This window comes from Arthrobacter sp. D2-10, assembly GCF_054161285.1.
In genome coordinates, this window is record NZ_CP096431.1 from 518,457 (window position 1) to 541,814 (window position 23,358).

Sequence of the window (23,358 nt, forward strand, 5' to 3'; positions counted from 1 at the left end):
GATTTCCCGTCACATGACCCAGTACCCGCGCGACGAATTCGACCGTGTGCCCGAATCCGCCGCACGGCAGGGAGTTCATCGCGAGCGGCTGGTCCCTCCGCGATCGAGCGGACTGCCCCTGAAGATTGTTGCCGGCCTACTTGTCCTTGCCGTTGGGTTGGCGGCCTACTTCCTCTTCCCGCGCCTCGGCCTCGGACAGGCCAGCCAGGTGACCCCTCAAAGCAGCACCGCCGCGCCAATGCCGTCCATCACGGCCGATGAGGCGAGGAGCGGGACGCCGAGTGAAGAGCCCAGCAAATCCGCGGCACCTGCTGAGCCGGAAACGCCCAGCACTGAACCCACTCCCGAAGAGGATCCAACGTCCGAGCCGGAGCCCACTCCGGAGGCAACCGAGACGGCCGCGGCGGTCGACCGGGCGCAGCCAGTCGCCGTGCTGAATGCAACGACGGTCAGCGGGTTGGCCAGCACCGCCGCGGGCCGGTTGCAGGCTGACGGATGGAGCGTTACCCAAGTCGGTAACTGGTCCGGCGAGCAGCTGCAGGGATCCATCGTCCTCTACAACGGCGAGGAGCAGAGACCGACGGCTGAAGCACTCGCAGCGGCCCTCGGTATCGGGGCCGTCCAGGGCAATGCAGGGTTCGGCAACATCACTGTTGTGGTCGGTCCCGGTTTCCAGTGAGCAGTCGGGTTAAGGATCAATAACATTCACTGTGTTCTGCGTCACTGTCGCCGAGAAGTGGGATTAGATGTATTTCAGCCCCGCAATCAACAGCTACGCGGGGGGTCTACATAGTGGGAGAACAGCATGGCGCAGGGAACCGTGAAATGGTTCAACGCTGAAAAGGGATATGGCTTCATCACCGTCGATGAGGGCGGGGCAGATGTGTTTGTACATTGGTCCGCAATCCAGATGGATGGCTACCGCGCTCTCGATGAGGGCCAGCGGGTGGAATTCGAGATCGGAGAAGGTCAGAAGGGGCCGCAGGCTGAGGCTGTGCGGCTCGCATCCTGAATAGACCCACTCAATACCGAACGATGACGGCGCGCTTTCCGGCGGGGAGCGTACCGTCGTCGTTGTTTTTCCACGGGCGAACAGCTTGCACTCACGGTGCGAGAGTGCTAATTATTGAGTTAGCACTCAGAGGTGACGACTGCTAAGACGGCACCCGAGTGAGTGAACAAGGCAACCTCTGTGGTGAGGGCTGGTTCGGTAGGTACAGAGATCCTCCCGGGTCCGCCCGTCCGTCGCGGGCATCACAGGTCGGTAGCAGCTGATAAGCATGACCGTCCCGAAAGGACCTACGCCGTTATGGCCAAGATCATTTCTTTTGATGAAGAGGCACGCCGCGGCCTCGAGCGCGGGTTGAACACCCTCGCTGACGCAGTCAAGGTTACGCTGGGCCCCCGCGGTCGCAACGTTGTCCTTGAGAAGAAGTGGGGCGCTCCCACCATCACGAACGACGGCGTTTCCATCGCCAAGGAGATCGAACTTGACGATCCCTTCGAGAAGATCGGCGCTGAGCTCGTCAAGGAAGTTGCCAAGAAGACTGACGACGTCGCCGGTGACGGTACCACCACCGCTACCGTCCTCGCCCAGGCACTGGTCAAGGAAGGCCTGCGCAACGTGGCCGCCGGCGCTGACCCGCTGAGCCTCAAGCGCGGCATCGAGAAGGCTGTTGACGCTGTCACCGCCGAACTCCTCTCCTCCGCCAAGGAAATTGAGACCAAGGAAGAAATCGCGGCCACGGCTTCGATCTCCGCGGGCGACCAGCAGATCGGTGACCTCATCGCTGAAGCCCTCGACAAGGTGGGCAAGGAAGGCGTCATCACCGTCGAGGAGTCGAACACCTTCGGCCTGGAGCTTGAGCTCACTGAAGGTATGCGCTTCGACAAGGGCTACATTTCCGGTTACTTCGTCACCGACGCAGAGCGCCAGGAGACGGTCCTTGAAGACCCTTACATCCTGATCGTCAACTCGAAGATCTCCAACGTCAAGGACCTTGTTGCTGTCCTCGAGAAGGTCATGCAGTCCGGCAAGCCGCTGCTGATCATCGCCGAAGACATCGAGGGCGAAGCCCTGGCCACCCTCGTGGTCAACAAGATCCGCGGCACCTTCAAGTCCGTCGCCGTCAAGGCTCCGGGCTTCGGTGACCGTCGCAAGGCGCAGCTCGCTGACATCGCCATCCTTACCGGTGGCCAGGTCATCGCTGAAGAAGTTGGCCTCAAGCTGGAGAACGCCACCCTGGACCTCCTGGGCCAGGCACGCAAGGTTGTTGTCACCAAGGACGAGACCACCATCGTCGAGGGTGCAGGCAACGCCGAGGAGATCGCCGGCCGGGTTGCACAGATCCGCGCCGAGATCGAAAACTCCGACTCCGACTACGACCGTGAGAAGCTGCAGGAGCGCTTGGCCAAGCTGGCCGGCGGCGTTGCAGTCATCAAGGCCGGAGCAGCAACCGAGGTTGAGCTCAAGGAGCGCAAGCACCGCATCGAGGACGCCGTCCGCAACGCGAAGGCTGCAGTCGAGGAAGGCATCGTCGCCGGTGGCGGCGTGGCCCTGATCCAGGCCGGCGCCAAGGCGTTCGCCAACCTGACCCTTGAAGGTGACGAGGCAACCGGTGCGAACATCGTCCGCATCGCCATCGACGCTCCGCTCAAGCAGATTGCTTTCAACGCCGGCCTTGAGCCCGGCGTCGTGATCGAGAAGGTTCGCGGCCTGCCCGCTGGCCACGGTCTCAACGCTGCAACCGGTGACTACGAGGACCTCCTCGCTGCCGGTGTGAACGATCCCGTGAAGGTGACCCGCTCTGCACTGCAGAACGCTGCCTCCATCGCTGGTCTCTTCCTCACCACCGAAGCTGTTGTCGCGGACAAGCCTGAGAAGGCGGCTCCCGCCGGCGGCGGCGACGACATGGGCGGCATGGGCGGAATGGGCGGCTTCTAAGCCCCAGTTTCGCTGAGCAGGTTCGTCTGCGAAGGCACCGCCTGCAGAGACACGTCTGCGAAGACACAGAAGGCCGGTCACCCGAGAACGGGTGGCCGGCCTTCGGCGTTCGTGCTCCGCCCGCTCGCGGATTAGTGCATGAACATCCGGGCGTTGCTTAGCTCCGCCTGGCTGTACTGTTCGGTGGCGACAGCGAGTGCCTGGTTGATGCTCGCCAAGGACTCCTCAACCTTAAACTGCGTTGCACGCCAGTCCGTCACCAGTTGCTGGAAGTTCTGGGACGCCTGTCCCTGCCACTCTGACTCAAGGGAGCGGAGCCCGGACTGCATGGCGTTCACTTCGGACTGGAGACGCGCGATGGTGTTCTGCACGTCAGCGCTCTTGGCGGCCAGCGAGTCCGTGTTGACGTTGAAGTAGGTCATGGGTTCCTCCTGAAATCCTTGTACTGCGGATGCTTGCCCTCATGACGCTAGGGTGCGGGGAATATCAGGGGGAGCCATGAATTCAGGATGTGTGTAAGCCGCTGGCATTCGGTGTTTTGGGGAGGAATGGTCGCGTTGGCTCCTGAACCGTGCACGGTCAAGCGTCTTCGGAAAGGCTGCTTTCCGGGTCATGCGGCAGCCGGATCGAAAGCGTGGCACCGCCACCGGGTGTCTCCTCCAACCTGACGCTTCCGTCGTGCTGCGCCACCAGTGCGGCGACGATGGCGAGACCGAGGCCGGTGCCGCCGGTCTCGCGGTAGCGGGACGAATCCGCCCGGTAGAACCGTTCGAAGACCCGGGAAGCGTCCTCCTCCGAGATGCCGGGACCATGATCCCGCACCTCGATAACGGCATCGCTCCTGCCGTGGATGACAGGCGCGACGCCGACCGCAACCTCGATCGGGGAGCCCTCCGGCGTGTATCTCAGGGCGTTGGTCATCAGGTTCGCGACAACCTGGCGGAGGCGGGCTTCGTCGCCGACGGTCGGAGCGTGCCTTGCCGGTCCGCCGTCGAGTCCGATCACTCTGATTGTCCGGTCCGGAGCGATGGCACGGGCGTCCATGGCGGCATCGTTCCCCAATACAAGCAGATCAAGCGGCTGGGCTTCCAGCGGCCGCTGCTCGTCGATGCGGGCGAGCGTCAACAGGTCCTCGACCAGTTGACCCATGCGCTTTGCTTCGCTCTCGATGCGGCCCATGGCGGCCTTGACGTCCTCGTCATTCTGCAGGGCGCCGTGGCGGTACAGCTCCGAGAATCCACGGATGGTCACGAGGGGGGTACGCAGCTCGTGGGACGCGTCCGCGACGAAGCGGCGCATCTTCCGTTCCGACTCCATGCGCGCCGCGAATGCCGACTCGATATGCGAGAGCATCGCGTTCAGCGACCGGGAGAGCCTGCCCACCTCTGTTGCCGGGCGCTCAACCTCGACGCGGCGGGAAAGGTCCCCGCCCGCGATGGCCGCTGCGGTCCGCTCCACCCTGCTGAGCGGACGGAACTGCCGGGTGACCGCCAAGTACGCGACAATCGAGGCGGCAGCGATGGAGAACAGCCCGACGGTGAAGATGATGCGGCCGGCTTCGGAGACGGTGTCATGCACGGTGGACATGCGGGTCGCCACGGCAACCGAGCTGTCCTCCTCAATCAGCGGGAACACGATGACGCGCCATTCGCTCTCATTCCGGCTTCCCGGGACGGTGAAGGCATCCAGGTTCATCGCCTCGACTTCCTCCCTGCTAAGGCGCGGAATAACCGGCACCTCGAGGGCGTCGGGGGAGTGTGTCGAGCGGATCGACTCCCCGTTCTCGTCGAGCCACAGCCCGTAGAAGCGGAGCAGGTTCTGGTTCGTGTCGCTCCCAATAGCGCCGATGCTGTTGGTCACCGACTGGGCGTTCGCTTGTATGTCCTTGTCCATCTGGACCACCAGGCTGTTCCGGAGCAGCGAGATGGTTACGATGCCCGTGATGGCAACCGTGAACACCATGAGCAGGGTCATGATGGCAATCAGTTGCGTGCGGAGGGAAGCGGATTTCCAGGGGCGAGTCACAGCGGCTATGGGAATAGTGGGTTACCGCTTGTCGGCGGTGCGCAGCAGGTAGCCGACGCCGCGTTTGGTCTGGATGAGTGCGGGGGCGTCTGGGTTCTTGTCGATTTTGCGGCGGAGGTAAGAGATGTAGGACTCCACGATGGAGGCATCTCCATTGAAGTCGTACTCCCACACGTGGTCGAGGATCTGCGCCTTGGACAGCACACGGTTGGGGTTCATCATCAGGTAGCGCAGCAGCTTGAACTCCGTGGGGGACAGGTCAATCACCTCACCCCCACGGCGGACCTCGTGAGCATCATCATCGAGTGAGAGGTCATCGACACGGATGACGGCGCCGTCGTCCTCAAGCGGGCGGGTCCGCCGAAGGACAGCCCGGATGCGGGCGACCACCTCGTCCAGGCTGAACGGCTTGGTGACGTAGTCATCGCCGCCCACCGTGAGCCCGGTGACCTTGTCATCGGTGTCATCGCGGGCCGTCAGGAATACGACGGGAAAGTGGCGCCCGGCAGCACGGAGCCGGCGCGTGACAGTGAAACCGTCCATGTCCGGCAGCATCACGTCCAACACGGCGAGGTCCGGATTGTGGGTTTCGGCGGCGGCGAGGGCGTCGCGTCCGTTGGCGGCGGCAACGACGTCGAATCCGGCGAAGCGCAGGGAGGTGGAGAGCAGTTCCCGGATGTTCGGCTCGTCGTCGACTACAAGCAGTTTTGCTTCAGGTCCTGATTTATTCACGACTCCCAGTCTGCTCCCAGATGCTGGGAGTTGTCTGGATGTTACCCGAATGCGCGGGAGCCGCGGGTCAGCCTGACGAGGCTGCTGTCACCCCTGCGGGATATCCGCCGCGTCCATGATGGTGTACGCGTATCCCTGCTCGGCGAGGAAGCGCTGCCGCTTGGCGGCGAAGTCCTGGTCGAGGGTGTCACGGGCGACGACGGTGTAGAACCGTGCTGCTCGTCCGTCGCCTTTGGGGCGAAGCAGGCGTCCCAGCCGCTGGGCTTCCTCCTGGCGCGATCCGAACGAGCCCGACACCTGGATGGCCACCGAGGCCTCGGGGAGGTCGATCGAGAAGTTGGCAACCTTGGAGACGACCAGGGTGTGCAGTTCTCCGGAGCGGAAAGCGTTGAACAGGCGCTGGCGTTCCTTGACGGATGTCTCACCCTTGATGATCGGCGCGTCGAGCCGTTCGCCAAGCTCGTCGAGCTGGTCAATATACTGACCGATGACCAGCAGCTGCTCACCCTTGTGCGAGGCGACCAGCTTCTCAACGACAGAGGCCTTCGTCTCGGAGGTGGCGCACAGGCGGTACTTGTCGCCGTCGTCGGCCATGGCGTAGGCCACCCGCTCATCGCGGGGGAGGTCAACCCGAACCTCCACGCAGTCTGCCGGCGCAATGTATCCCTGCGCCTCGATGTCCTTCCAGGGCGCGTCATAGCGCTTGGGGCCGATCAGGGAGAACACTTCTCCCTCCCGGCCGTCCTCACGCACGAGGGTCGCCGTGAGACCGAGGCGCCGCCGCGCCTGAAGGTCAGCGGTCATGCGGAAGATCGGTGCAGGCAGCAGGTGGACCTCGTCGTACACGATAAGGCCCCAGTCATTGGCGTCAAGCAGCTCGAGGTGGGGGTACAGTCCGCCGCGGCGCAGGGTGAGCACCTGGTAGGTGGCGATGGTGACGGGCCGGACCTCCTTGACGGATCCGGAGTACTCGCCGATCTCGTCCTCAGTCAGCGACGTCCGCTTGAGCAGTTCGTCCTTCCACTGCCGCGCCGACACCGTGTTGGTCACGAGGATGAGCGTGGTGGTGGAGCTCGTCGCCATCGCCGCGGCGCCCACCAGTGTCTTTCCCGCGCCGCACGGAAGCACGACGACGCCGGAGCCGCCCGCCCAGAAGTTCTCCGTAGCCACCTTCTGGTACGGGCGCAGGGTCCAGCCGTCCTCGTTGAGCATGATGGGGTGCGGCGTGCCGTCGACGTAGCCGGCGAGATCCTCTGCCGGCCACCCGAGCTTCAGCAGGAGTTGCTTCAGCTGCCCGCGCTGGGAGGAGTGCACCACCACGGTTTCACCGTCGATCCGGGGACCGAGGAGGGGCTCGATCTTTTTGGCGTGGAGCACTTCCTCAAGCACGGGATAGTCGTTGGTGCGCAGGACGAGGCCGTGCTGGGCGTCCTTCTCCAGGCGCAGCCGCCCGTAGCGCGACATGGTTTCCTCAATGTCGACGAGGAGCGCGTGCGGCACCGGGAAGCGCGAGTATTTCAGCAGCGTGTCCAGGACCTGCTCGGCGTCGAGCCCGGCGGCGCGGGCATTCCACAGGCCAAGGGGCGTGAGCCGGTAGCTGTGCACATGCTCTGGAGCGCGCTCCAGCTCCGCGAACGCTGCGATGGCATGCCGCGCTTCGGTGGCCTGCTCGTGATCAACCTCCAGCAGGACGGTCTTGTCGCTCTGGACAATAAGCGGCCCGTTAGGCATCCGTTGAAGCCCCTTCCACAGTTTCCACATCCATAATCCGATGCACGGAAATCACGCGCTCGGTCTCGTTCTCCGGGTCGAAAACGCGCACCCGTCCCGCATGAACCGACAGTGGAACAAAGACCTGCCGGGTGGAATTCCCGGAGCTGTCCGCGAAGCCCATCCGGACCGCCCTCTTGGTCCGGATGGCTGTCCGGAGCGTCTCGAGGCCGATCATCGCCTCACTCTCGGCGCCCCCTCCCGGACCTGGCCGTGCGCTGCCCCGCAGCACCCTCATCTGCGCTTCGAGGTCTTCCTCGGTCAGCACCCACGGGTTGGTCCGCACCGCAGACGACGACGGCGTCGATCCGGCACTCCGAATCGGCTGCCTCACTTCAGCGCCCCCCTCCAACGCGGGGGAGTAGCCGAGCTCGCGCAGTGCTGAGGCAAGTTCGGCAGGCGTAGCCTGGGCCGTCACGACGGTTGGTGCAAGCCGGACAAGCCCGAGCGCCGCGGCTGCGGGATCCGCGAGGAGTGCCGTCAGAGCGGCGTCGTCATCGCTGCGAACGTAGCTGAAGGCGGGACCGACGCGCAGCGACCCGTAGCGGGCGGCGGTGTCTTCCACGAGGTAGCGCAGCGGTTGCGGAACGTTCGTGGCAGAGTGCTTCTCAAGGAAGGCCAGAATGGCTGCGGCGTCCTGACCAGTGTCGAGGGCACGCCGCACCGACTGGGCGGAAAACCGGTACACAGTTGCCGGGCCCTGTCCCTCGGCAGAGGCGAGCAGGGCAAGTTCACGGGCGACCTGGGGCTCAAGATAACCAGGCGCCACTGCGGTCAGGTCGGCCTGCAGCATGAAGTGGGTGAGCGGTTCAGGGAGGGCATCGCGAAGAGCCTCAACGGCGTCATCGAACCGGTCCTCCGCGACTGCTCCTCCGAGGTCAGTCAAGGCGCCGGAACCGAGCAGGCCGAGGTGCCCCATCTCCACCACCATCCCAGGGACCAGCCGGGAAAAGCGGCGGCGGAGGCGGGGTTGCTGCCAGGTGAGCCTCTCGATCAGGGAGGATGCGTCGAGAACGCACGCGCGGCCGTCGTCGTTTGCTGCTTCCGTTGAGATCGCCAGAGCCGCAGACAACGCACGACGGCGGACGGCCGGCGCGTCGGTCCGGCTCGCCTCCGATGACAGCGGATTGACGGTGCTGCCGCTGGGCAGCCGACCTCCCACGAGGGAAGGAGCACGTTCCGCATCAAGCCACGCGCGCACCAGTTGAAGCCACTGCTCGTGACGTTCAGAAAGGTGCCAGGACCCGCTCGCCGCGGCCGTCCAGCGCGAGCTGTCCGGGTCAAGTGCGATGAGCCCCGCGAGTGCGGCCAGCTCAAGCAGCCAGACCACCTGTTCGCGCTCCACACGAAGCGAGTCCGCGAGCCGACGGACTTCACGGACGCCCACTCCTCCCGTGCGCAGCGTCGCTATGGGTTCGGACTGCGCAGCGGCCAGGAGCTCCGTGACCAGCCGAAGTGTCTCGGCCACGGCCCCGAAGGCGGCGTTGTCCCGAAGGCTCACCCGTACCGAGTTCAGGCGCGGTTCAGGCGGCGTTACCGGCAGGGAAGGAATGATCAGGCCGCCACGCGCCGCGATTCCCACCTCGCGGGGTAGCTCCACGTGGTTCGCGTCGAGCCGGATGAGCAGTCCGTTCTCGAGGAGCCACTCAATCCGCGTTACCGTCCCCGATGCTGCGCCGGCTTTGGCTGATCCCACCGGCGAAGCTGCGAGCTTTGCCAGCAGGTCCGGTGCTTTCTCCGGAACCGCTGCAAGAACCGCGTCCCAGGATTCTTCAAGCACTCGAGCGAGCTCGGTCGCCGGATCGCTGCCGGCCGGTAAGCCCGTCGGTCGGGGTACCGCCGACGCATACAGGCGTTCGAGCCCGGTCCTGATGCGCTCGCCATACTCGGGGTACTGCTGCACCAGCATTGCGAGCGGACGCCCCAGCCCTGCCGGATAGGGGCCGAGCGCTTCCTGGAGCGTCTCCAGTGGTAAATAAGAGTGCCGGCTCCTCGACAAACGACCGGACCGCACAAGGGCGATGTCCCGGAGCTGCGCGAGGTAGGGCTCGAGAATCTTGGCGGTCGTCGAGCCGATCACCGTCTTGAGGGTTGCTGCCGTGCTGCCGACTTCGCCGTCAAGATTCGTTGTAAGGACTACGGCCTCCAACACCATCAATTGGGGGGCGCTCAGAGTTTCGAGCGCGCGCTGCACACTGACCCGCGTTGACGCCCGTGCCGCGAGGGCGGCAAAGTCCGGAACGGGCGGAAGCACCACGTCGGGGCGTGCGGCCATCAGCTGGCGGAGTTCGGAGTCGCTGCGGGACGCCAGATCTTCGGCTAGGGCACGGATGGCGGACACCACATTAACGTTACTCGCACCGGGGAACGGCGGGGCGAGTAGTGTGGCCGGACACCGACGGCTGCGCGTGAGTTAACTGCGGCCGCGGGAAATAACGCTGCTGACGACGCTGACGAGCATCAGCAGGAAGGCCAGAGGCAGGCAAAAATACGCGGCGGCCATGAATCCCGGCCACGGCTGCATGCCCATCCACGCAGACACGAGGACGGCCACGAGCGAAATGAGGCCGACAGCTGCGAGCGTGACCGCGGCAATCAACAGGATGCGCCCGCTTCGAGGGGTGCCTTTTGCCTCCCTGAGGGGACTGGCGCCGTCGTTCGCGTCAGGAACGGAGGATGGGTTCTGCATCATGATGCTCCTAGCGTACAAGGGTGCTCATCGTCCATTCCCCTCACCGGTGCCGGTATCCTGTTAAGGCAGACTTTTTCGCTGCGTACGGCCAGTTCACCGACATCGCGTCGATTCCTATCGATTCGTCGGTAACTCACGGCCTGCGCACCAGCAGTACGAGAACGGGGTAATTACGTGCCTATCGGCAAGGTGAAGTGGTTCGACTCTGAAAAGGGTTTCGGCTTTCTGGCGACGGATGACGGCAAGGAAGTATTCCTGCATGCCTCCGCGCTCCCTGCCGGAGTAACAGAGGTGAAGGTGGGGGCCCGGCTCGAGTTCGGCGTCGCTGATGGACGCAAGGGCCTGCAGGCATTGTCGGCCCGCATCCTTGATGCCCAGCCGTCTGTAGCCAAGGCGACACGGAAGAAGGCGGAAGATATGGCCGTCATCACCGAGGACCTGATCCGCCTGCTCGACGACGTGTCCAACGGTCTGCGCCGCGGTCGGTACCCCGACAAGTCGCACTCCGCGAAGGTTGCTGCGGTGCTGCGCGCCGTCGCGGATGACCTGGACGTTTAGGTCCAATGACTGAATCTCCAGCATCGACGGAGTCCGGGGAGGCTCAACCAGCGGAAGCACCGGGAGCCGTGGCATCCGCGGTTCCCGCTGCCAAGCGCCGCCCCGCCCGGAAGCCGTCCAAGCCCGACGCCGTATTGGCTGCCGCTGTGGACGCCGCACGGAACGGTGTGCTGGAGATCGCCGACGGAACACCCGTGGGTGAGCATCTGGGCGTCGTCCCGGAGGCGGAGAGGCTCGTCACGCACCGTTTCGCGGCCAATGTTCCGGGTTACGTGGGCTGGCACTGGTTTGCGACGCTCGCCCGGGTTCCCCGTGGCAAGGACGTTACCGTCTGCGAGGTCGGGTTGTTGCCTTCTGCGGACGCCCTGCTGGCCCCCGACTGGGTCCCGTGGTCCGAACGCGTCCGCCCGGAAGACACCGCGGAGGAAACCGCGGAGGAAACAGCGGCCGGCGATTCAGCGGAGGCCGCCGAAGTGGACCCCGTCATGGAAGCAGACGTGGACCCTGAAGAAGACACTGCTGACAGCGCGCATGCTGAACCTGAACCTGCAGCTGACGAACCTGCTGACAGTGAGCCCGTCGAAAGGGGATCGGCCGGGACCGGCTCCCCGGACCCCGATGCCGATGATCCGAGCACTCCCGGGGGCGAATCCCCAGTTGCCTAGGGTGTGGAGGGCTGCAGGAAGGACGGTTGCCTGATGGGCATGTTCCGATCCCTGCACATCCACAATTACCGGCTCTGGTTCATCGGTGCACTGATCTCCAATATCGGCACCTGGATGCAGCGCACGGCCCAGGACTGGCTCGTCTACGACATCCTCACGGATCAGGACGCCGCGGCGATGGGTATCGTCATGGCCCTGCAGCTCGGTCCGCAGCTCTTCATTGCCCCGTGGGCGGGTCTGATAGCCGACACGGTCGATCGCCGGAAGCTGTTGATCGGAACGCAGGCCGCGATGGCCGCGCTCGGTGTCGGCCTTGGGCTTTTGGTCGTGTTTGGCCTGGCAGAACTCTGGCACGTCTATGCATTCGCTCTTGCGCTGGGAGTAGTAGCCGCAATTGACGCTCCGGCCCGTCAGGCCTTTGTCTCGGAAGTGGTACGCGACGAATACCTCCCCAACGCGGTGGCCCTCAACAGCGCCTCTTTCAACGGGGCCCGGATGTTCGGGCCCGCTGTTGCAGGGCTGCTCACCGTGGCCGTCGGTCCGGGGTGGGTCTTTCTCATCAACGCTGTGACCTTCGGTGCAATGATCTTTGCCCTCGTGACAATCCGGCAAGGAGAATTGCGCGTTCTCAAGAGGTCAGCGCCTGGGCGTGGCAGGATCCGGGCAGGCTTCCGGTACGTGCGACTTCGGCCCGACCTGATGATGGTGATGTTTGCCATCTTCATTGTGGGGACGTTCGGGTTGAACTTCGCCGTCTACATTGCGGCGATGGCCCGGACCGAGTTCAACACGGACGCCGGTATCTTCGGCACCCTGTCGTCAATCATGGCCGTGGGTTCTGTGGCCGGCGCCCTGCTCTCGGCCCGGCGGGAACGGCCACGTCTCAGGTTCATCTTCGGAGCTGCCGGCGCATTCGGCCTGGCCTGCCTGCTAGCTGCGCTTGCGCCTTCAGTGTGGCTCTTCGGCGTGACGCTGATTCCTGTGGGACTGTTTGCCCTGACCCTCATGACCAGCGCGAACGCGTACGTTCAAACCACTACGGCGCAGGAAATGCGCGGCCGCGTCATGGCACTGTACTTCGCCATCTTCCTCGGCGGAACACCGATCGGAGCACCGATCGTGGGATGGGTGACCAATGCCTTCGGCCCTCGGTGGGGCCTGGTGGTGGCCGCCGCGTCGGGCTTCGTGGCTGCTGTAGCCGGGCTCGTGTGGGTTTGGCGGTCCCATCACGTAACAGTTCGCCTCGTGCGTTCGGAGCCGAGGCGGCTCAGGTTGACCCTGGCCGCCACGGCACGGGACACGCCGGAGAGTGACGGCTAGGAGCGCTCAACTACGTAATCGATGCACTCCAGCAGCGCCGACACGTCGGAGGGCTCAATCGCCACGAACGTTGCAATCCGCAGCTGGTTGCGGCCCAGCTTCCGGTACGGCTCGACGTCTACTATCCCGTTGGCGCGCAGGGTCTTGGCCACCGCCGACGCGTCGACGCTCTCATCGAAATCGATGGTGGCGATGACGTTGGAGCGGTGGTCCGGGTTCTGTACAAACGGGGTCGCTATGGACGAGGCTTCCGCCCAGCTGTAGATGCGTCCTGCGGAGTCGGCAGTGCGCTGCGCGGCGAAGTCGATGCCGCCGTTCCCGTTGAGCCATTCGATCTGCGCGTTCAGAGTCACCAGGGTCGAGAGAGCAGGCGTGTTGTACGTCTGGTTCAGACGCGAGTTGTCGATGGCCGTCTGCAGGTCGAGGAAATCCGGAATCCAGCGGCCCGAGGACTTGATCGACGCAGCCCGCTCCAGCGCTGCAGGAGAAAACAGTCCAAGCCACAATCCGCCGTCGGACGCGAAGTTCTTCTGCGGTGCGAAGTAGTAAACGTCAGCCTGGGACACATCCACCGCAAGTCCGCCCGCAGCAGAGGTCGCATCGACCGCGATCAGCGCACCCTCGTCAGCTCCGGCCACACGCTCAACGGGGGCTGCGACCCCTGTCGAGGTCTCATTCTGGGGCCAGGCATAGAAGTCGACGCCGGACTCGGCCTGGGGGGCGGGTCGGGTCCCCGGCTCGGACTTGATGACAGTCGAGTCTTCGAGGAAGGGCGCCTTCGAGGTTGCTGCAGCGAACTTCGAACCGAACTCGCCGAACGAGAGGTGCTGGGCACGCGCTTCCACCAGCCCGAAGGAGGCAACATCCCAGAACGCTGTGGACCCTCCGACGCCCAGAACAACTTCATACCCTTCGGGGGCACGGAAGAAGTCCATCAGCCCTGACCGCACAGAGTCGACCAGGTTCTTGACAGGAGCCTGGCGGTGGGACGTTCCGAGCAGGTCAGTCCCCGCACGGTTCAGGGCTTCCAGCTGCTCCGGACGGACCTTGGAGGGGCCTGCGCCGAACCGTCCATCCTTCGGCAGCAGCTCGGTTGGGATGCGGATGTCGGTGGAAGTGCTCATGATTACTCCAGGACGGTTGCTTGGTGTGGGGTCTCGCAGACCATTCTGCCCCAGCCGCCGCAGCGCCGGCGCATTGTGACCGATGGGAGTGCACAACACCGTACTGATGCGTCCCAGTCAAAGCGGCAAACCTATATGGGTTAACCTTGTGGGGCGTAGGGATGACGACGGTCGCCCGTTTTCGGGGCGCTGCTGCCGCCGCCGCATCAACGCTCAAACCGCACCAGTGCCAAGGAGCTGAACCCCGCATGACGGACCTCATCGACACCACCGAGATGTACCTGCGGACCATCCTTGAGCTCGAGGAAGAGAACATTGTTGCTCTGCGCGCGCGGATTGCCGAGCGGCTTCGGCACTCCGGGCCAACGGTGTCGCAGACGGTCGGCCGCATGGAACGCGACGGACTGGTGATCGTGACCGGGGACCGTCATCTCGAGCTGACGGAGCTCGGACGCCGGCGGGCCACTGAGGTGATGCGCAAGCACCGGCTGGCGGAGCGGCTGCTTTCTGACGTCATCGGCCTCGACTGGGCGTACGTCCACGACGAGGCATGCCGTTGGGAACATGTGATGAGCGAGCGCGTTGAGCGGAGGCTGTATGAGCTGCTCGGTCAGCCGACGCAGTCGCCCTACGGCAACCCGATTCCCGGCCTCGAAGCAATCGGGGGTACTCCCTCCGAGCTCCAGACAATGGGTGTGTGCACTCTCACAGAGGCCATGGCAACATACGTCCCGGGATCGAGCGTGACCCTCGTACGTCTCGCTGAGCCGATCCAGGTTGATCCTGAGTTGCTGACCCAGCTCGACGAGGGCGGCCTCCGTCCCGGAGCTCGCATGACGCTGCAGGCTGTAGGCGAATACGTGTCCGTGCGGGTGCCCGATGTCGAAGGTGCATTGGAGCTTCCGCCCGAAGTCGCGTCGCACGTTTTCGTCGCGGTTTAGTTTCCGCCCCGACGGTCCGGACAGACCCGCTGGATTCCCGAAGGATATCCACAGCATGGTTACGGAATGATTACTTTTGGTCCGTCCGAGCTATAGTTAATCCCTGGCGCTGATACTTCAGCGTTACCTGGTTCGCATGCCTAACCCTGTCAGCGAACGCAGTGTTTAAAGATGGACAGGGGCGGAGGACCCACAACCGGTGATGGCTTGCCATGACCTTGGGGTGAAGTCCGGGTGCTGCCACTACGCGCGTATCCGGGCCGAGTTTTCTCATACTCGAATCCGACAGCTAACTTCGCAGGCGGAAATGAGAGAGGGTCTCCTTGTCGAACACTGCTTCGGGGCGCCGCCGTGCCAGCGCCCCGGTCGCTGAAGCGCGGCCACGCGACGCCCACAGGCGGGAGCGGGCCGAGCGAATCGCCAGTCAGGCAGCGGTGCACGCAGCCGCTTCGCCTGCCCCGGTGTCTTCACCTTCCCCGGCTTCGCCACGTCTGACGGTGCCAGAGGCGCCTCGCTGTGCAGCCGCTCCAATGTCACGGTGTGAAGCCCGCACTGGTTCCGTTGCGTCCGTGAGCAGCGGAACGTTCGCGCAGCCAGCGGCGCTGCGCCCCCGCGATGGCCAGAGGATTGAACGACGACGACGCGCTGTCACCGCTCGCCGCGACGTCTCCTTCGCCGGGATCAGCCAGAAGGTCGCCATTGCAGCCGCCGCATCGGGCATGGTACTGACCGTCGCACTTCCCACCACCGCCGCAGTCGTGCCCGCAGAGGCTCAGGTAGCTGCCGCCGCTTCGGCCGAGCAGGCAGAGCCGCAACCCATCCAGGCGGCCGCGGGCGCCGAGGTTTCGTTTGACCGCGCTGCCCTTCACGGCAAGTTCGATCCGGACGCCAAGCTCGTGGAGATTGTTTCTGCATCAGGTGGAGACATCGTGGCGGATGAGTCGAAGGGATCGCTCTCCGCGCCGCTGGACCACGTGGTGATGAGTTCGCCCTTCGGGACCCGGGTGAGCCCGATCACCGGTGCCGGGGAGCTCCACACCGGGCAGGACATGAGCGAGGCCTGCGGCACTGCTGTCAGAGCAGCAGCGGCCGGCACCGTGACGTTCGCGGGCTGGCATGCCTACGGCGGCGGCAACCGTGTGGTGGTCAAGCACGCCAACGGGTTGGAGACCACCTACAACCATCTGTCGGCGATGGATGTCACTGTGGGCCAGGTTGTGGACCGCGGGGAAGCCATCGCCCGGGTGGGTTCGACGGGTGCCTCAACGGGCTGCCACCTGCACTTTGAGGTGCTTGTCGACGGCAAGAACGTCGACCCAATGGGCTGGCTCTGAGCCGTTGCTCAGGTCGTCGTAACCATGAACACACCGTTCCGTGACCTGAATGTGACATACCTGATTTTCTGATGTACCGTTTCACTCGTGCCAAATCGCAGGGGGTTTGGCACTCTCGCGCAGATCGCCTAGCTCTGCCACTGCACGAGATCCGTTCGCAACAATCGCATGGCAGGGGCGGGGGAACCAATTGCGGGCTTCTTCTTCAGAAGTCCTTGGGGTTAAGTCGCTGGATCTGAGACGATCCGCGGCCGGGTGACTCCCATCCGAATCCGACAGCTCACCTCGCAGGCGTAGGGAGAGGCAATTTAACGTGTCAAACAGCTCTGCGCTGGGCCGCCACCGTGCGGTGCCGGCTCATACAAACTCGCTCGCAGCCATTTCGAAGGCTGTTTCTTCTAACGCAGGTTCCGTAGGACGCCAGGCAGCAGTCATCGTCGCCGCTTCCGGCCTCGTACTCACCGCCGGTCTTCCCGCTCACGGCGCATCTGACGCCCAGCGTTCAGCCCAGGCCGTCGGAACCCTCAGCGCAGTCGCTCAGCCAACCGCCGTCAGCGCATCCGCGGATGCAGCAGTTTCATTCGAGCGCGCAGCCGTCGAAGCCGTCGCTGCTCCCGAGATCGAAGTTGCTCCCGTTGAGGCTGCTCCGGTCGAAGCTGCGCAGGCAGAGGTCGTCGAAGCAGCACCCGCTCCGGCCGCAGTGGAGGTTGAGGCCGTAGAGGTTGCAGCCGTCGCCCAGCCCGAGGTCAAGGTCGAGGCCGCCGCAGTGAAGGCTCCAGCCCCTGTCGAAGCGCCTACATCCAGCGGGGTCGGTGCAGCACTCGTCGGATCCGCTTACTCCCAGATCGGCGTTGCGCAGGATTGCACCGCCATGGTTGAAAAGGCTCTTCGCTCCATCGGCAAGTCCGTCGGGGATATCGCACCGAGCGACTTCTTCGCATTCGGCTCCGTAGTATCCACTCCCGCACCCGGTGACCTCGTGGTCTCGGGCGGTCACGTTGCCATCTACGTCGGCAACGGCCAGGTCATCAGCGGTGGCCTGAACGGTATGAACACCGGCCTTCACAGCCTTTCCGACCTCTCCGGCTACAGCTTCGTCCGCGTTAGCTAGAACCAGTTACCTGGAGCACACACACATGACCTCGAATACCCGTGCCATCGCGCGCCACCGCGCCGAAGTGCAGCGTTCCGCCCACCTCTCATCCATCGCACGCGCCGTCAGCGACAACGCTGGGGGAGTGGGACGCCAGGCAGCCGTCATTGCGGCAGCTTCCGGTCTCGTTCTGACCAGCGGTGTCGCCGCAAACGCGGTCGAACTTCCGTCGGAACGCAACACCGTCACCACCGCGCTTGAGGTCCAGGCCGTCAAGGCTCCGGTCCAGGCGCCGGCTGACGCTGAGATCTCGTTCAACAAGACCGCCGTGAAGGCTGTGGCAGCTCCTACAGTGGCAGCGCCTGCTGTTATAGAGCCGCAGGCGGAGACCGTTGAAGCCGCTCCGGTTGAGGTTCCGGTTGTTGAGGCCGCAGTTCAAGCCGCGCCTGCAGTCGCAGTGGAAGCAACGGCCACTGTTGCTGCGCAGCCAGCTGTCGCCGAGAAGCCCGCCCCCGCAGCACCCGAGGTATCGTCCGGCGTGGCCGCCACCATCGCTGCTGCCGCCAAGGCTCAGCTCGGTGTAACCCAGGACTGCACACGCCTTGCCAGCAACGCTCTCGCTGCCGCTGGGATCAACTTCCACGGCTGGCCGGCCGGCTACCTCTCCCTTGGCCGCACGGTCAGCGCCGCTGAAGCGATCCCCGGCGATCTGATCTACTACGCAGACGGCGGCATGGGCGCAGCTCACATTGCCGTTTACATCGGTGGAGGCCAGGCAGTTCACGGTGGCTTCAACGGAAACCAGACGGTCATCGCCCCGGCCGAGCTCGGATCGGGTGGAGTTTACATCCGCGTCGGCGGCTGATTGCTGGTCAGCAAACGTTTATAGGGTCTCTTGCCGCACGGCAGGGGGCCCTATCGTTTTCCTCCGCCGGCACAGAGTGGCGATTGACGAATCCTTGTAGCAACGGCTTACCCTTGCACTGTTAATCCGAAGTACCTTCGCTGTAGCTTCGCAGGGCGCCAGGAGTTCCTCTGATCCTGCAGCTATGGACGGCAAAGAGGAATGTGCATGCGCACTCTCGTTCTGAATGCTGGATACGAACCACTGGCGGTGGTGACCTTCCGCCGGGCACTCGTCCTTGTCCTCACCGGTAAAGCGAGCGTCGTGGCAGAAGGTGAAGACCCGGTTGTCGGCCCCAACGAAGTCTTGTCGCGACCGTCAGTCATTCTGCTCAACCGGTACGTGAAAATCCCATACCGCAGCAGTTCCGTCGCGACGCGTCGCGGAGTGCTGCGCCGTGACAATCACCTGTGCGCATACTGTGGCAAGGCCGCCTCAACCATAGATCACGTGGTGCCGCGTTCCCGCGGTGGAGAGGACAGTTGGGAGAATCTTGTGGCCTGCTGCCTTCGCTGTAACAACGCAAAGGGCGACAAGACGCTTTCCACGCTCGGCTGGTCCCTTCGCATAGTTCCCAGGCCGCCCCGCGGCACGTCGTGGCAGATCCGGGAGCTGGAGAAGCCCTCGCCGCAGTGGAGCGAATTCCTGCCGGCAGACAACGCCGCGTGAACGGGCCCGCTACCGAGGGTCCGGCTACCGAAGAGCTGTCGTTCGACGCCGTGGTGCTGGCCGGGGGCAGGTCTTCCCGTCTAGGCGGGGTACCGAAGGCGTCCTTGAGAATCAGCGGCTCGACGCTGCTTGCCCACACCTGCGAAGCAGCCCGTGCGGCGAGGCGGCTTGTCGTCGTCGGTGATCGGGCACCCGAGATGCCGGCGCGGGTAGAGCTGATCCGTGAGGAACCGCCGTTTGGCGGGCCGGCCGCGGCCGTGAGCGCCGCCGTCGTACATTTGAGCCCCGATCCGGCGCCCTGGGTGCTTGTGCTCGCCTGCGACATGCCCCGGATCAACGAGGCGCTGCCAGCGCTCATCGCGGGCGCGCTCGCTACAAATGCGTCCGTACTGGCGCACGACGGCGGGAGGGACCAACCGCTTGCCGCATTGTATCGGTGGGCGGACCTTGCGACGGCGGTTGATCAGGAGGAAGTAAGAAACCTGTCCATGCGTGCCCTCCTTGCTAGGGTGACATGGAGTCCAGTTGACGTTCCCGCGGGCTCAACCATTGATATCGATACGTGGTCCGATGCCCGAAACTTCAGGGCGGAGGCGCCGGATGCGGGTAAATAGCGAGAGGGTTCACCATGGAGGATCGGGATCGCCTGCTCAGGCAGTGGAGCGAGACGTTGCTGGAGATGTTCGAACTTGAGGACATTGAGGTAGATGTCGACGCAGTCCTCGCCCTGGCGGGGAAGGCGGCGCACTCCGTGGTTCGCCCCGCTGCACCGCTGACCACGTTCATCGCCGGATATGCCGCAGGGATGGCAGTTGGGATCGGCCAGGCGGACAGCGTAACGGCCATGCGGTCCGCTCTGCAGGCAGCCGCATCTGCCTGCCCGCCGGTAACTGCGGCGGAGGACCGCCGATGAGCGGTTCGGGACACGAGGTCACGTGGGAGGACGCCCGAAGGCTGGCATATGAGTCAGCTACACCCAAACCCGTGCAGACCGTCAAACTGGCGGATGCGCTAGGCCAGACGCTGGCTGAGCCCGCCGTGGCACTGCAGCCCATACCGCACTATGCGTCGTCCGCCATGGACGGTTGGGCGCTCTCAGGGGAGCCGCCCTGGACGCTCGTGACGCCCGTCCCGGTGGATGAGAGCCCGTGGCACCGGGCGCACGAACACAAGAAATCGGGATACGCCACCCTGGAGCCGGGTCAGGCAACCTTCATCCTCACCGGCGGTGTTGTCCCGCCCGGGGCTACGGGTATCCTCCGCACCGAGCACGGGGCCATCCGCGACGGCGTGTTGAACCGCAACGAGCGGGCACGCCCGGACGAGCCACGCGAGAACGAACACATCCGACCCGCCGGCGAGGAAGCGGCGCAAGGAACAGAGACTATCGCCGCGGGATCGGTCCTGAATCCGGCGCAGATCGCGCTCGCCGCGGTATGCGGTTATGACACCCTGCCCGTTCTGCGCGCACCGCGCGTCTCATTGCTGCTGACCGGCGACGAGGTTATCGAAGCAGGCCTGCCGGAACCCGGACAGGTGCGGGACACCTTCGGCCCCCAGCTACCCGGTCTTATCACTATGCTGGGCGGCCACGTGGACACCGTGGGCCGGGCACGGGATGATCTCGACGACGTCGTGGCGGCCATCAGCGCCGAAGCCATGGACGAGGTGTCGCTGGCGCGATCGTCCGGGGACGTATTGATCAGCACCGGCGGCACCGGCGCATCCGACGCCGACCACATCCGCCGAGCGCTGACCGTGCTTGAAGCGGAACTCATCATCGATGGCATCGCTATGCGGCCGGGGCACCCTACTCTTTTGGCGCGCCTGCCTGACGGGCGGTTCTTCGTCGGCCTGCCCGGTAATCCGTTGGCTGCAATGATGGCGCTGTTCACGGTAGGGGCGCCGTTGCTGGCAGGCCTGCGTGGAGCAGACTTTCCGGAATCGCGGTCGGTTCTGGTCGGAGAGTCGTTCGACGCGCTGCCCGGACGGACGCGCCTGGTGCCCTATCGCTATCAGACTGGACGGGCCATGCCCACCGTTCATCACCGATCGGGCATGCTGCGCGGACTCGCCGACGCCGACGGCGTCCTGGTGGTGCCTGAGCAGGGGTGCGAGCCGGACGAGAAGGTCGTGGCGCTGCAGCTGCCCTGGTTCAGCTGATACCGCTCACCCGGTCCCACGCCTGTTCGCCCGTTTCGGAGCGTCTTCTCCCGTTCAGACGGTTGCCGGCATGTCCTGCTGCTTGTTCTCCTCGCCCGCACCTCCCGCAGGGCCGTCTGCTGCCGGTTCCAACCGGACGATGACGCCTTTGGAGACAGGGGTGTTGCTGCCCTTGACCGTGTCGTCGAGCGGCACCAGGACGTTCCCCTCCGGGTAGTACGCGGCAGCGCACCCGCGGGCGGTGGGGTAGGACACGGCGCGGAACTTCCGCAGGACGCGATCCTTGCCATCCGCATACTCGCCATGAACGTCGACCAGGTCACCGTCCTTGAAGCCCAGGTCAGCAAGGTCCTCCGGGTTGACGAAGACCACGTGCCGGCCCTTTTTGATGCCGCGGTACCGGTCGTTGTAACCGTAGATCGTGGTGTTGAACTGGTCGTGCGAACGCATGGTCTGCAGAATGAGCCGGCCGGGCGGGCATTGCATGGGGTCCAGCTCATTGACTGTGAGCAACGCCTTGCCGCTGGCGGTGCTGAACTTCCGGGCATCGCGCGGACCGTTCGCCAGCAGGAAGCCGTCCTTCTCACGGATACGGCGGTTGTAGTTTTCACAGCCGGGCACGACGTGGGCGATATGGTCGCGAATGCGGTCGTAATCATCCTCGAATCCCTGCCAGTCGGCCGCAATGCGGTCACCAAGGGTGGCGCGCGCCAACCTGCTGACAATTGCGATCTCGGACAGCAGTCCCGGCGCCACCGGTTCAACCCTGCCCTCGGAGGAATGAACCGCGCTCACCGTGTCCTCAACGGAGACGAACTGGGGCCCGGTTGCCTGGCGGTCAATCTCGGTACGGCCAAGCGTCGGAAGAATCAATGCTTCCTGCCCGACGACGGTGTGCGACCGGTTCAGTTTCGTCGAGATCTGCACATTCATCTCGAGATTCTGCATTGCTGCTTCTGTGGCAGCGGTGTCGGACATGGCGGCAACGAAGTTCCCGCCGAGTGCGAGGAAGAACTTGATTTCGCCGTCGCGCATTCCCCTCACGGCGGCCACCGCGTCCACTCCGTGCTCGCGCGGAGGTTCGAAGGAGAACTCCTTGCCCAGCGCGTCGAGGAACGACGGCGGCATCTGTTCCCAGATTCCCATCGTACGGTCACCCTGGACGTTCGAGTGCCCACGGATCGGTGACGCACCCGCACCAGGCCGCCCGATGTTGCCGCGGAGGAGGAGCAGGTTGATCATCTCCTTGATCGTGCCGACCCCGTTCTTCTGCTGGGTCACGCCCATCGCCCAGGTGATGATGGTCTTCTCTGACCTGATGTAGCGCTCCGCGAGTTCGTCGATCTCCTCCGAGCGCAGGCCTGTGGCCTCCAGCACCGTCTGCTCATCCAGATGGGCCAGGTGCGCGCGCAGTTCGTCCAGACCTTCGCAGTACTCCGCAAGGAACTCGTGATCCAGCACCGTTCCGGGATTCCGGTCTTCGGCATCGAGCACGCGCTTCGAGAGCGCCTGAAGGAGAGCCATGTCCCCGCCTGCGCGGATCTGCAGGAACTGGTCGGCCAGATCGGTTCCGCGGCCTACAACACCTTTGGGCTTCTGCGGGTTCTTGAAGCGTCGCAGTCCGGCCTCGGGCAGGGGATTGACAGCGACAATGCTCCCGCCGTTCTCTTTCTGCTTCTCCATGGCGCTGAGCATGCGCGGGTGGTTGGTCCCGGGGTTCTGGCCGATCACGATCATCAGGTCAGAGTTGAGATAGTCGTTGTAGGCCACCGTCGCTTTGCCGATACCGATCGTTTGTCCCATAGCGACGCCGGAAGATTCGTGACACATATTGGAGCAGTCAGGCAGGTTGTTGGTGCCTAGCCCGCGGATGAAGAGCTGGTAGATGAACGCGGCCTCGTTCGAGGCGCGGCCGCTCGTATAGAAAGCTGCCTCGTCGGGTGAATCGAGGCTCTTCAGTTTGTCCGCGACGATGTTGATGGCCCTGTCCCAGGTGATGGGCCGGTAGTGATCGTCACCGGCGGCTTTGTACACGGGTTCGGTGAGCCGCCCCTGCATGCCAAGCCAGTATTCGGAACGTCCGCGCAGCTCAGTCACTGAATGCTCCGCCCAGAACTCCGACGACACGGTCACCGGTGTGGCTTCCCAGGTCACCGCCTTGGCGCCGTTCTCGCAGTACTCGAAGGTGCTGCGGTGGTCCGACGGGTCCGGCCAGGCGCAGCTCATACAGTCGAAACCCTGCTTCTGGTTCATCCTGAGCAGGGTACGTGCGCTGCGTTCAATCCCCATGTGCTTGAGCGCGGGCTGCATCGAGTGATAGACCCCGGGCAAACCGGCTGCCCAGTCCTTGGGCTTGTCCACCTCAAGGTTGTTCTCGTCAGCTTCCTCGACGGGAGGGTTGGATCGTGTCATCGGGGGCATCCT

Annotated in this window: 22 protein-coding genes and 2 riboswitches; of the genes, 14 read left to right on the forward strand and 8 right to left on the reverse strand. The window is 64.4% G+C overall.

The genetic code is table 11. The features are described 5' to 3' along the window. Positions 1-13: 13 nt before the first annotated feature. The 3 genes from M1D74_RS02535 to groL all read left to right on the forward strand — a co-directional run bounded on the left by M1D74_RS02535 (position 14) and on the right by groL (position 2,944). Positions 14-679 carry a LytR C-terminal domain-containing protein gene (locus tag M1D74_RS02535; protein WP_458116362.1) on the forward strand — a complete coding sequence of 222 codons (666 nt, stop codon included), beginning with the start codon at positions 14-16 and terminating at the stop codon, positions 677-679. Positions 680-805: 126 nt separating this feature from the next. Next, entirely contained in the window at positions 806-1,012 is a 207-nt protein-coding gene (locus tag M1D74_RS02540; protein WP_309070149.1) for a cold-shock protein, read from the forward strand. 297 nt (positions 1,013-1,309) lie between these two features. Next, positions 1,310-2,944 (forward strand): chaperonin GroEL, encoded by a 1,635-nt coding sequence (gene groL, locus M1D74_RS02545; RefSeq protein WP_309070150.1) that lies wholly within the window; start codon positions 1,310-1,312, stop codon positions 2,942-2,944. 131 nt (positions 2,945-3,075) lie between these two features. Here groL and M1D74_RS02550 read toward each other — a convergent pair whose 3' ends face one another. The 6 genes from M1D74_RS02550 to M1D74_RS02575 all read right to left on the reverse strand — a co-directional run bounded on the left by M1D74_RS02550 (position 3,076) and on the right by M1D74_RS02575 (position 10,163). Continuing rightward, a complete protein-coding gene (locus tag M1D74_RS02550) occupies positions 3,076-3,366 on the reverse strand; it encodes a WXG100 family type VII secretion target (protein ID WP_309070151.1) in 291 nt (96 codons plus the stop codon). A gap of 157 nt (positions 3,367-3,523) precedes the next feature. After that, positions 3,524-4,969, reverse strand: a complete 1,446-nt coding sequence (locus M1D74_RS02555; RefSeq protein WP_309123705.1) for a sensor histidine kinase — start codon at positions 4,967-4,969, stop codon at positions 3,524-3,526. A gap of 21 nt (positions 4,970-4,990) precedes the next feature. Further along, positions 4,991-5,701: a response regulator transcription factor gene (locus M1D74_RS02560; protein ID WP_309070153.1), complete on the reverse strand. Its 711-nt coding sequence runs from the start codon at positions 5,699-5,701 to the stop codon at positions 4,991-4,993. Between the two features lie 87 nt (positions 5,702-5,788). Continuing rightward, positions 5,789-7,432 (reverse strand): DNA repair helicase XPB, encoded by a 1,644-nt coding sequence (locus M1D74_RS02565; protein WP_458116363.1) that lies wholly within the window; start codon positions 7,430-7,432, stop codon positions 5,789-5,791. After that, complete coding sequence (locus M1D74_RS02570; protein ID WP_458116364.1) at positions 7,425-9,812, reverse strand: helicase-associated domain-containing protein; 2,388 nt, start codon at positions 9,810-9,812, stop codon at positions 7,425-7,427. The genes M1D74_RS02565 and M1D74_RS02570 overlap by 8 nt, the downstream gene beginning before the upstream one ends. 72 nt (positions 9,813-9,884) lie before the next feature. Next, complete coding sequence (locus M1D74_RS02575; protein WP_458116365.1) at positions 9,885-10,163, reverse strand: hypothetical protein; 279 nt, start codon at positions 10,161-10,163, stop codon at positions 9,885-9,887. 174 nt (positions 10,164-10,337) lie between these two features. On the opposite strand from M1D74_RS02575, the gene M1D74_RS02580 reads away from it, so the two are divergent. Genes M1D74_RS02580 through M1D74_RS02590 form a run of 3 tightly spaced genes read left to right on the forward strand, consistent with a single transcriptional unit; the run spans position 10,338 to position 12,706 of the window. Continuing rightward, positions 10,338-10,721, forward strand: coding sequence for a cold-shock protein (locus M1D74_RS02580; RefSeq protein WP_309070157.1), 384 nt, complete (start codon positions 10,338-10,340; stop codon positions 10,719-10,721). Between the two features lie 5 nt (positions 10,722-10,726). After that, positions 10,727-11,386 carry a DUF3027 domain-containing protein gene (locus M1D74_RS02585; protein ID WP_309070158.1) on the forward strand — a complete coding sequence of 220 codons (660 nt, stop codon included), beginning with the start codon at positions 10,727-10,729 and terminating at the stop codon, positions 11,384-11,386. 33 nt (positions 11,387-11,419) lie between these two features. Next, positions 11,420-12,706, forward strand: coding sequence for an MFS transporter (locus M1D74_RS02590; protein WP_458116366.1), 1,287 nt, complete (start codon positions 11,420-11,422; stop codon positions 12,704-12,706). Here M1D74_RS02590 and serC read toward each other — a convergent pair. Then, positions 12,703-13,830, reverse strand: coding sequence for a phosphoserine transaminase (gene serC, locus M1D74_RS02595; RefSeq protein WP_458116367.1), 1,128 nt, complete (start codon positions 13,828-13,830; stop codon positions 12,703-12,705). The two genes, M1D74_RS02590 and serC, sit on opposite strands and share 4 nt — an antisense overlap. Positions 13,831-14,078: 248 nt before the next feature. On the opposite strand from serC, the gene M1D74_RS02600 reads away from it, so the two are divergent. The 8 genes from M1D74_RS02600 to M1D74_RS02635 all read left to right on the forward strand — a co-directional run bounded on the left by M1D74_RS02600 (position 14,079) and on the right by M1D74_RS02635 (position 20,934). Further along, on the forward strand, positions 14,079-14,771 hold the full coding sequence (locus M1D74_RS02600; protein WP_309070161.1) for a metal-dependent transcriptional regulator: 693 nt from the start codon (positions 14,079-14,081) through the stop codon (positions 14,769-14,771). A gap of 129 nt (positions 14,772-14,900) precedes the next feature. Beyond that, positions 14,901-15,090: riboswitch (cyclic di-AMP (ydaO/yuaA leader) on the forward strand. A gap of 250 nt (positions 15,091-15,340) precedes the next feature. After that, positions 15,341-16,105: a M23 family metallopeptidase gene (locus M1D74_RS02605; protein WP_458116368.1), complete on the forward strand. Its 765-nt coding sequence runs from the start codon at positions 15,341-15,343 to the stop codon at positions 16,103-16,105. Between the two features lie 146 nt (positions 16,106-16,251). Next, a riboswitch (cyclic di-AMP (ydaO/yuaA leader) is annotated at positions 16,252-16,413 on the forward strand. Positions 16,414-16,418: 5 nt separating this feature from the next. Then, positions 16,419-17,216 (forward strand): hypothetical protein, encoded by a 798-nt coding sequence (locus tag M1D74_RS02610; RefSeq protein ID WP_458116369.1) that lies wholly within the window; start codon positions 16,419-16,421, stop codon positions 17,214-17,216. 25 nt (positions 17,217-17,241) lie between these two features. Continuing rightward, positions 17,242-18,063: an NlpC/P60 family protein gene (locus M1D74_RS02615; protein WP_458116370.1), complete on the forward strand. Its 822-nt coding sequence runs from the start codon at positions 17,242-17,244 to the stop codon at positions 18,061-18,063. Between the two features lie 207 nt (positions 18,064-18,270). Further along, positions 18,271-18,771 carry an HNH endonuclease gene (locus M1D74_RS02620; RefSeq protein ID WP_309070165.1) on the forward strand — a complete coding sequence of 167 codons (501 nt, stop codon included), beginning with the start codon at positions 18,271-18,273 and terminating at the stop codon, positions 18,769-18,771. Beyond that, positions 18,768-19,385: a molybdenum cofactor guanylyltransferase gene (gene mobA, locus M1D74_RS02625; protein ID WP_458116371.1), complete on the forward strand. Its 618-nt coding sequence runs from the start codon at positions 18,768-18,770 to the stop codon at positions 19,383-19,385. Before M1D74_RS02620 ends, mobA begins: the two co-directional genes overlap by 4 nt. A 14-nt stretch (positions 19,386-19,399) precedes the next feature. Next, the gene (locus tag M1D74_RS02630) at positions 19,400-19,684 is read left to right on the forward strand and encodes a DUF6457 domain-containing protein (RefSeq protein ID WP_309070167.1); all 285 of its coding nucleotides are present in this window, start codon (positions 19,400-19,402) and stop codon (positions 19,682-19,684) included. Continuing rightward, positions 19,681-20,934, forward strand: a complete 1,254-nt coding sequence (locus M1D74_RS02635; protein ID WP_309070168.1) for a molybdopterin molybdotransferase MoeA — start codon at positions 19,681-19,683, stop codon at positions 20,932-20,934. The genes M1D74_RS02630 and M1D74_RS02635 overlap by 4 nt, the downstream gene beginning before the upstream one ends. A 54-nt stretch (positions 20,935-20,988) precedes the next feature. Here the strand turns inward: M1D74_RS02635 and M1D74_RS02640 are convergent, their stop codons facing one another. After that, positions 20,989-23,346, reverse strand: coding sequence for an FdhF/YdeP family oxidoreductase (locus M1D74_RS02640; protein ID WP_458116372.1), 2,358 nt, complete (start codon positions 23,344-23,346; stop codon positions 20,989-20,991). Positions 23,347-23,358 lie beyond the last annotated feature (12 nt).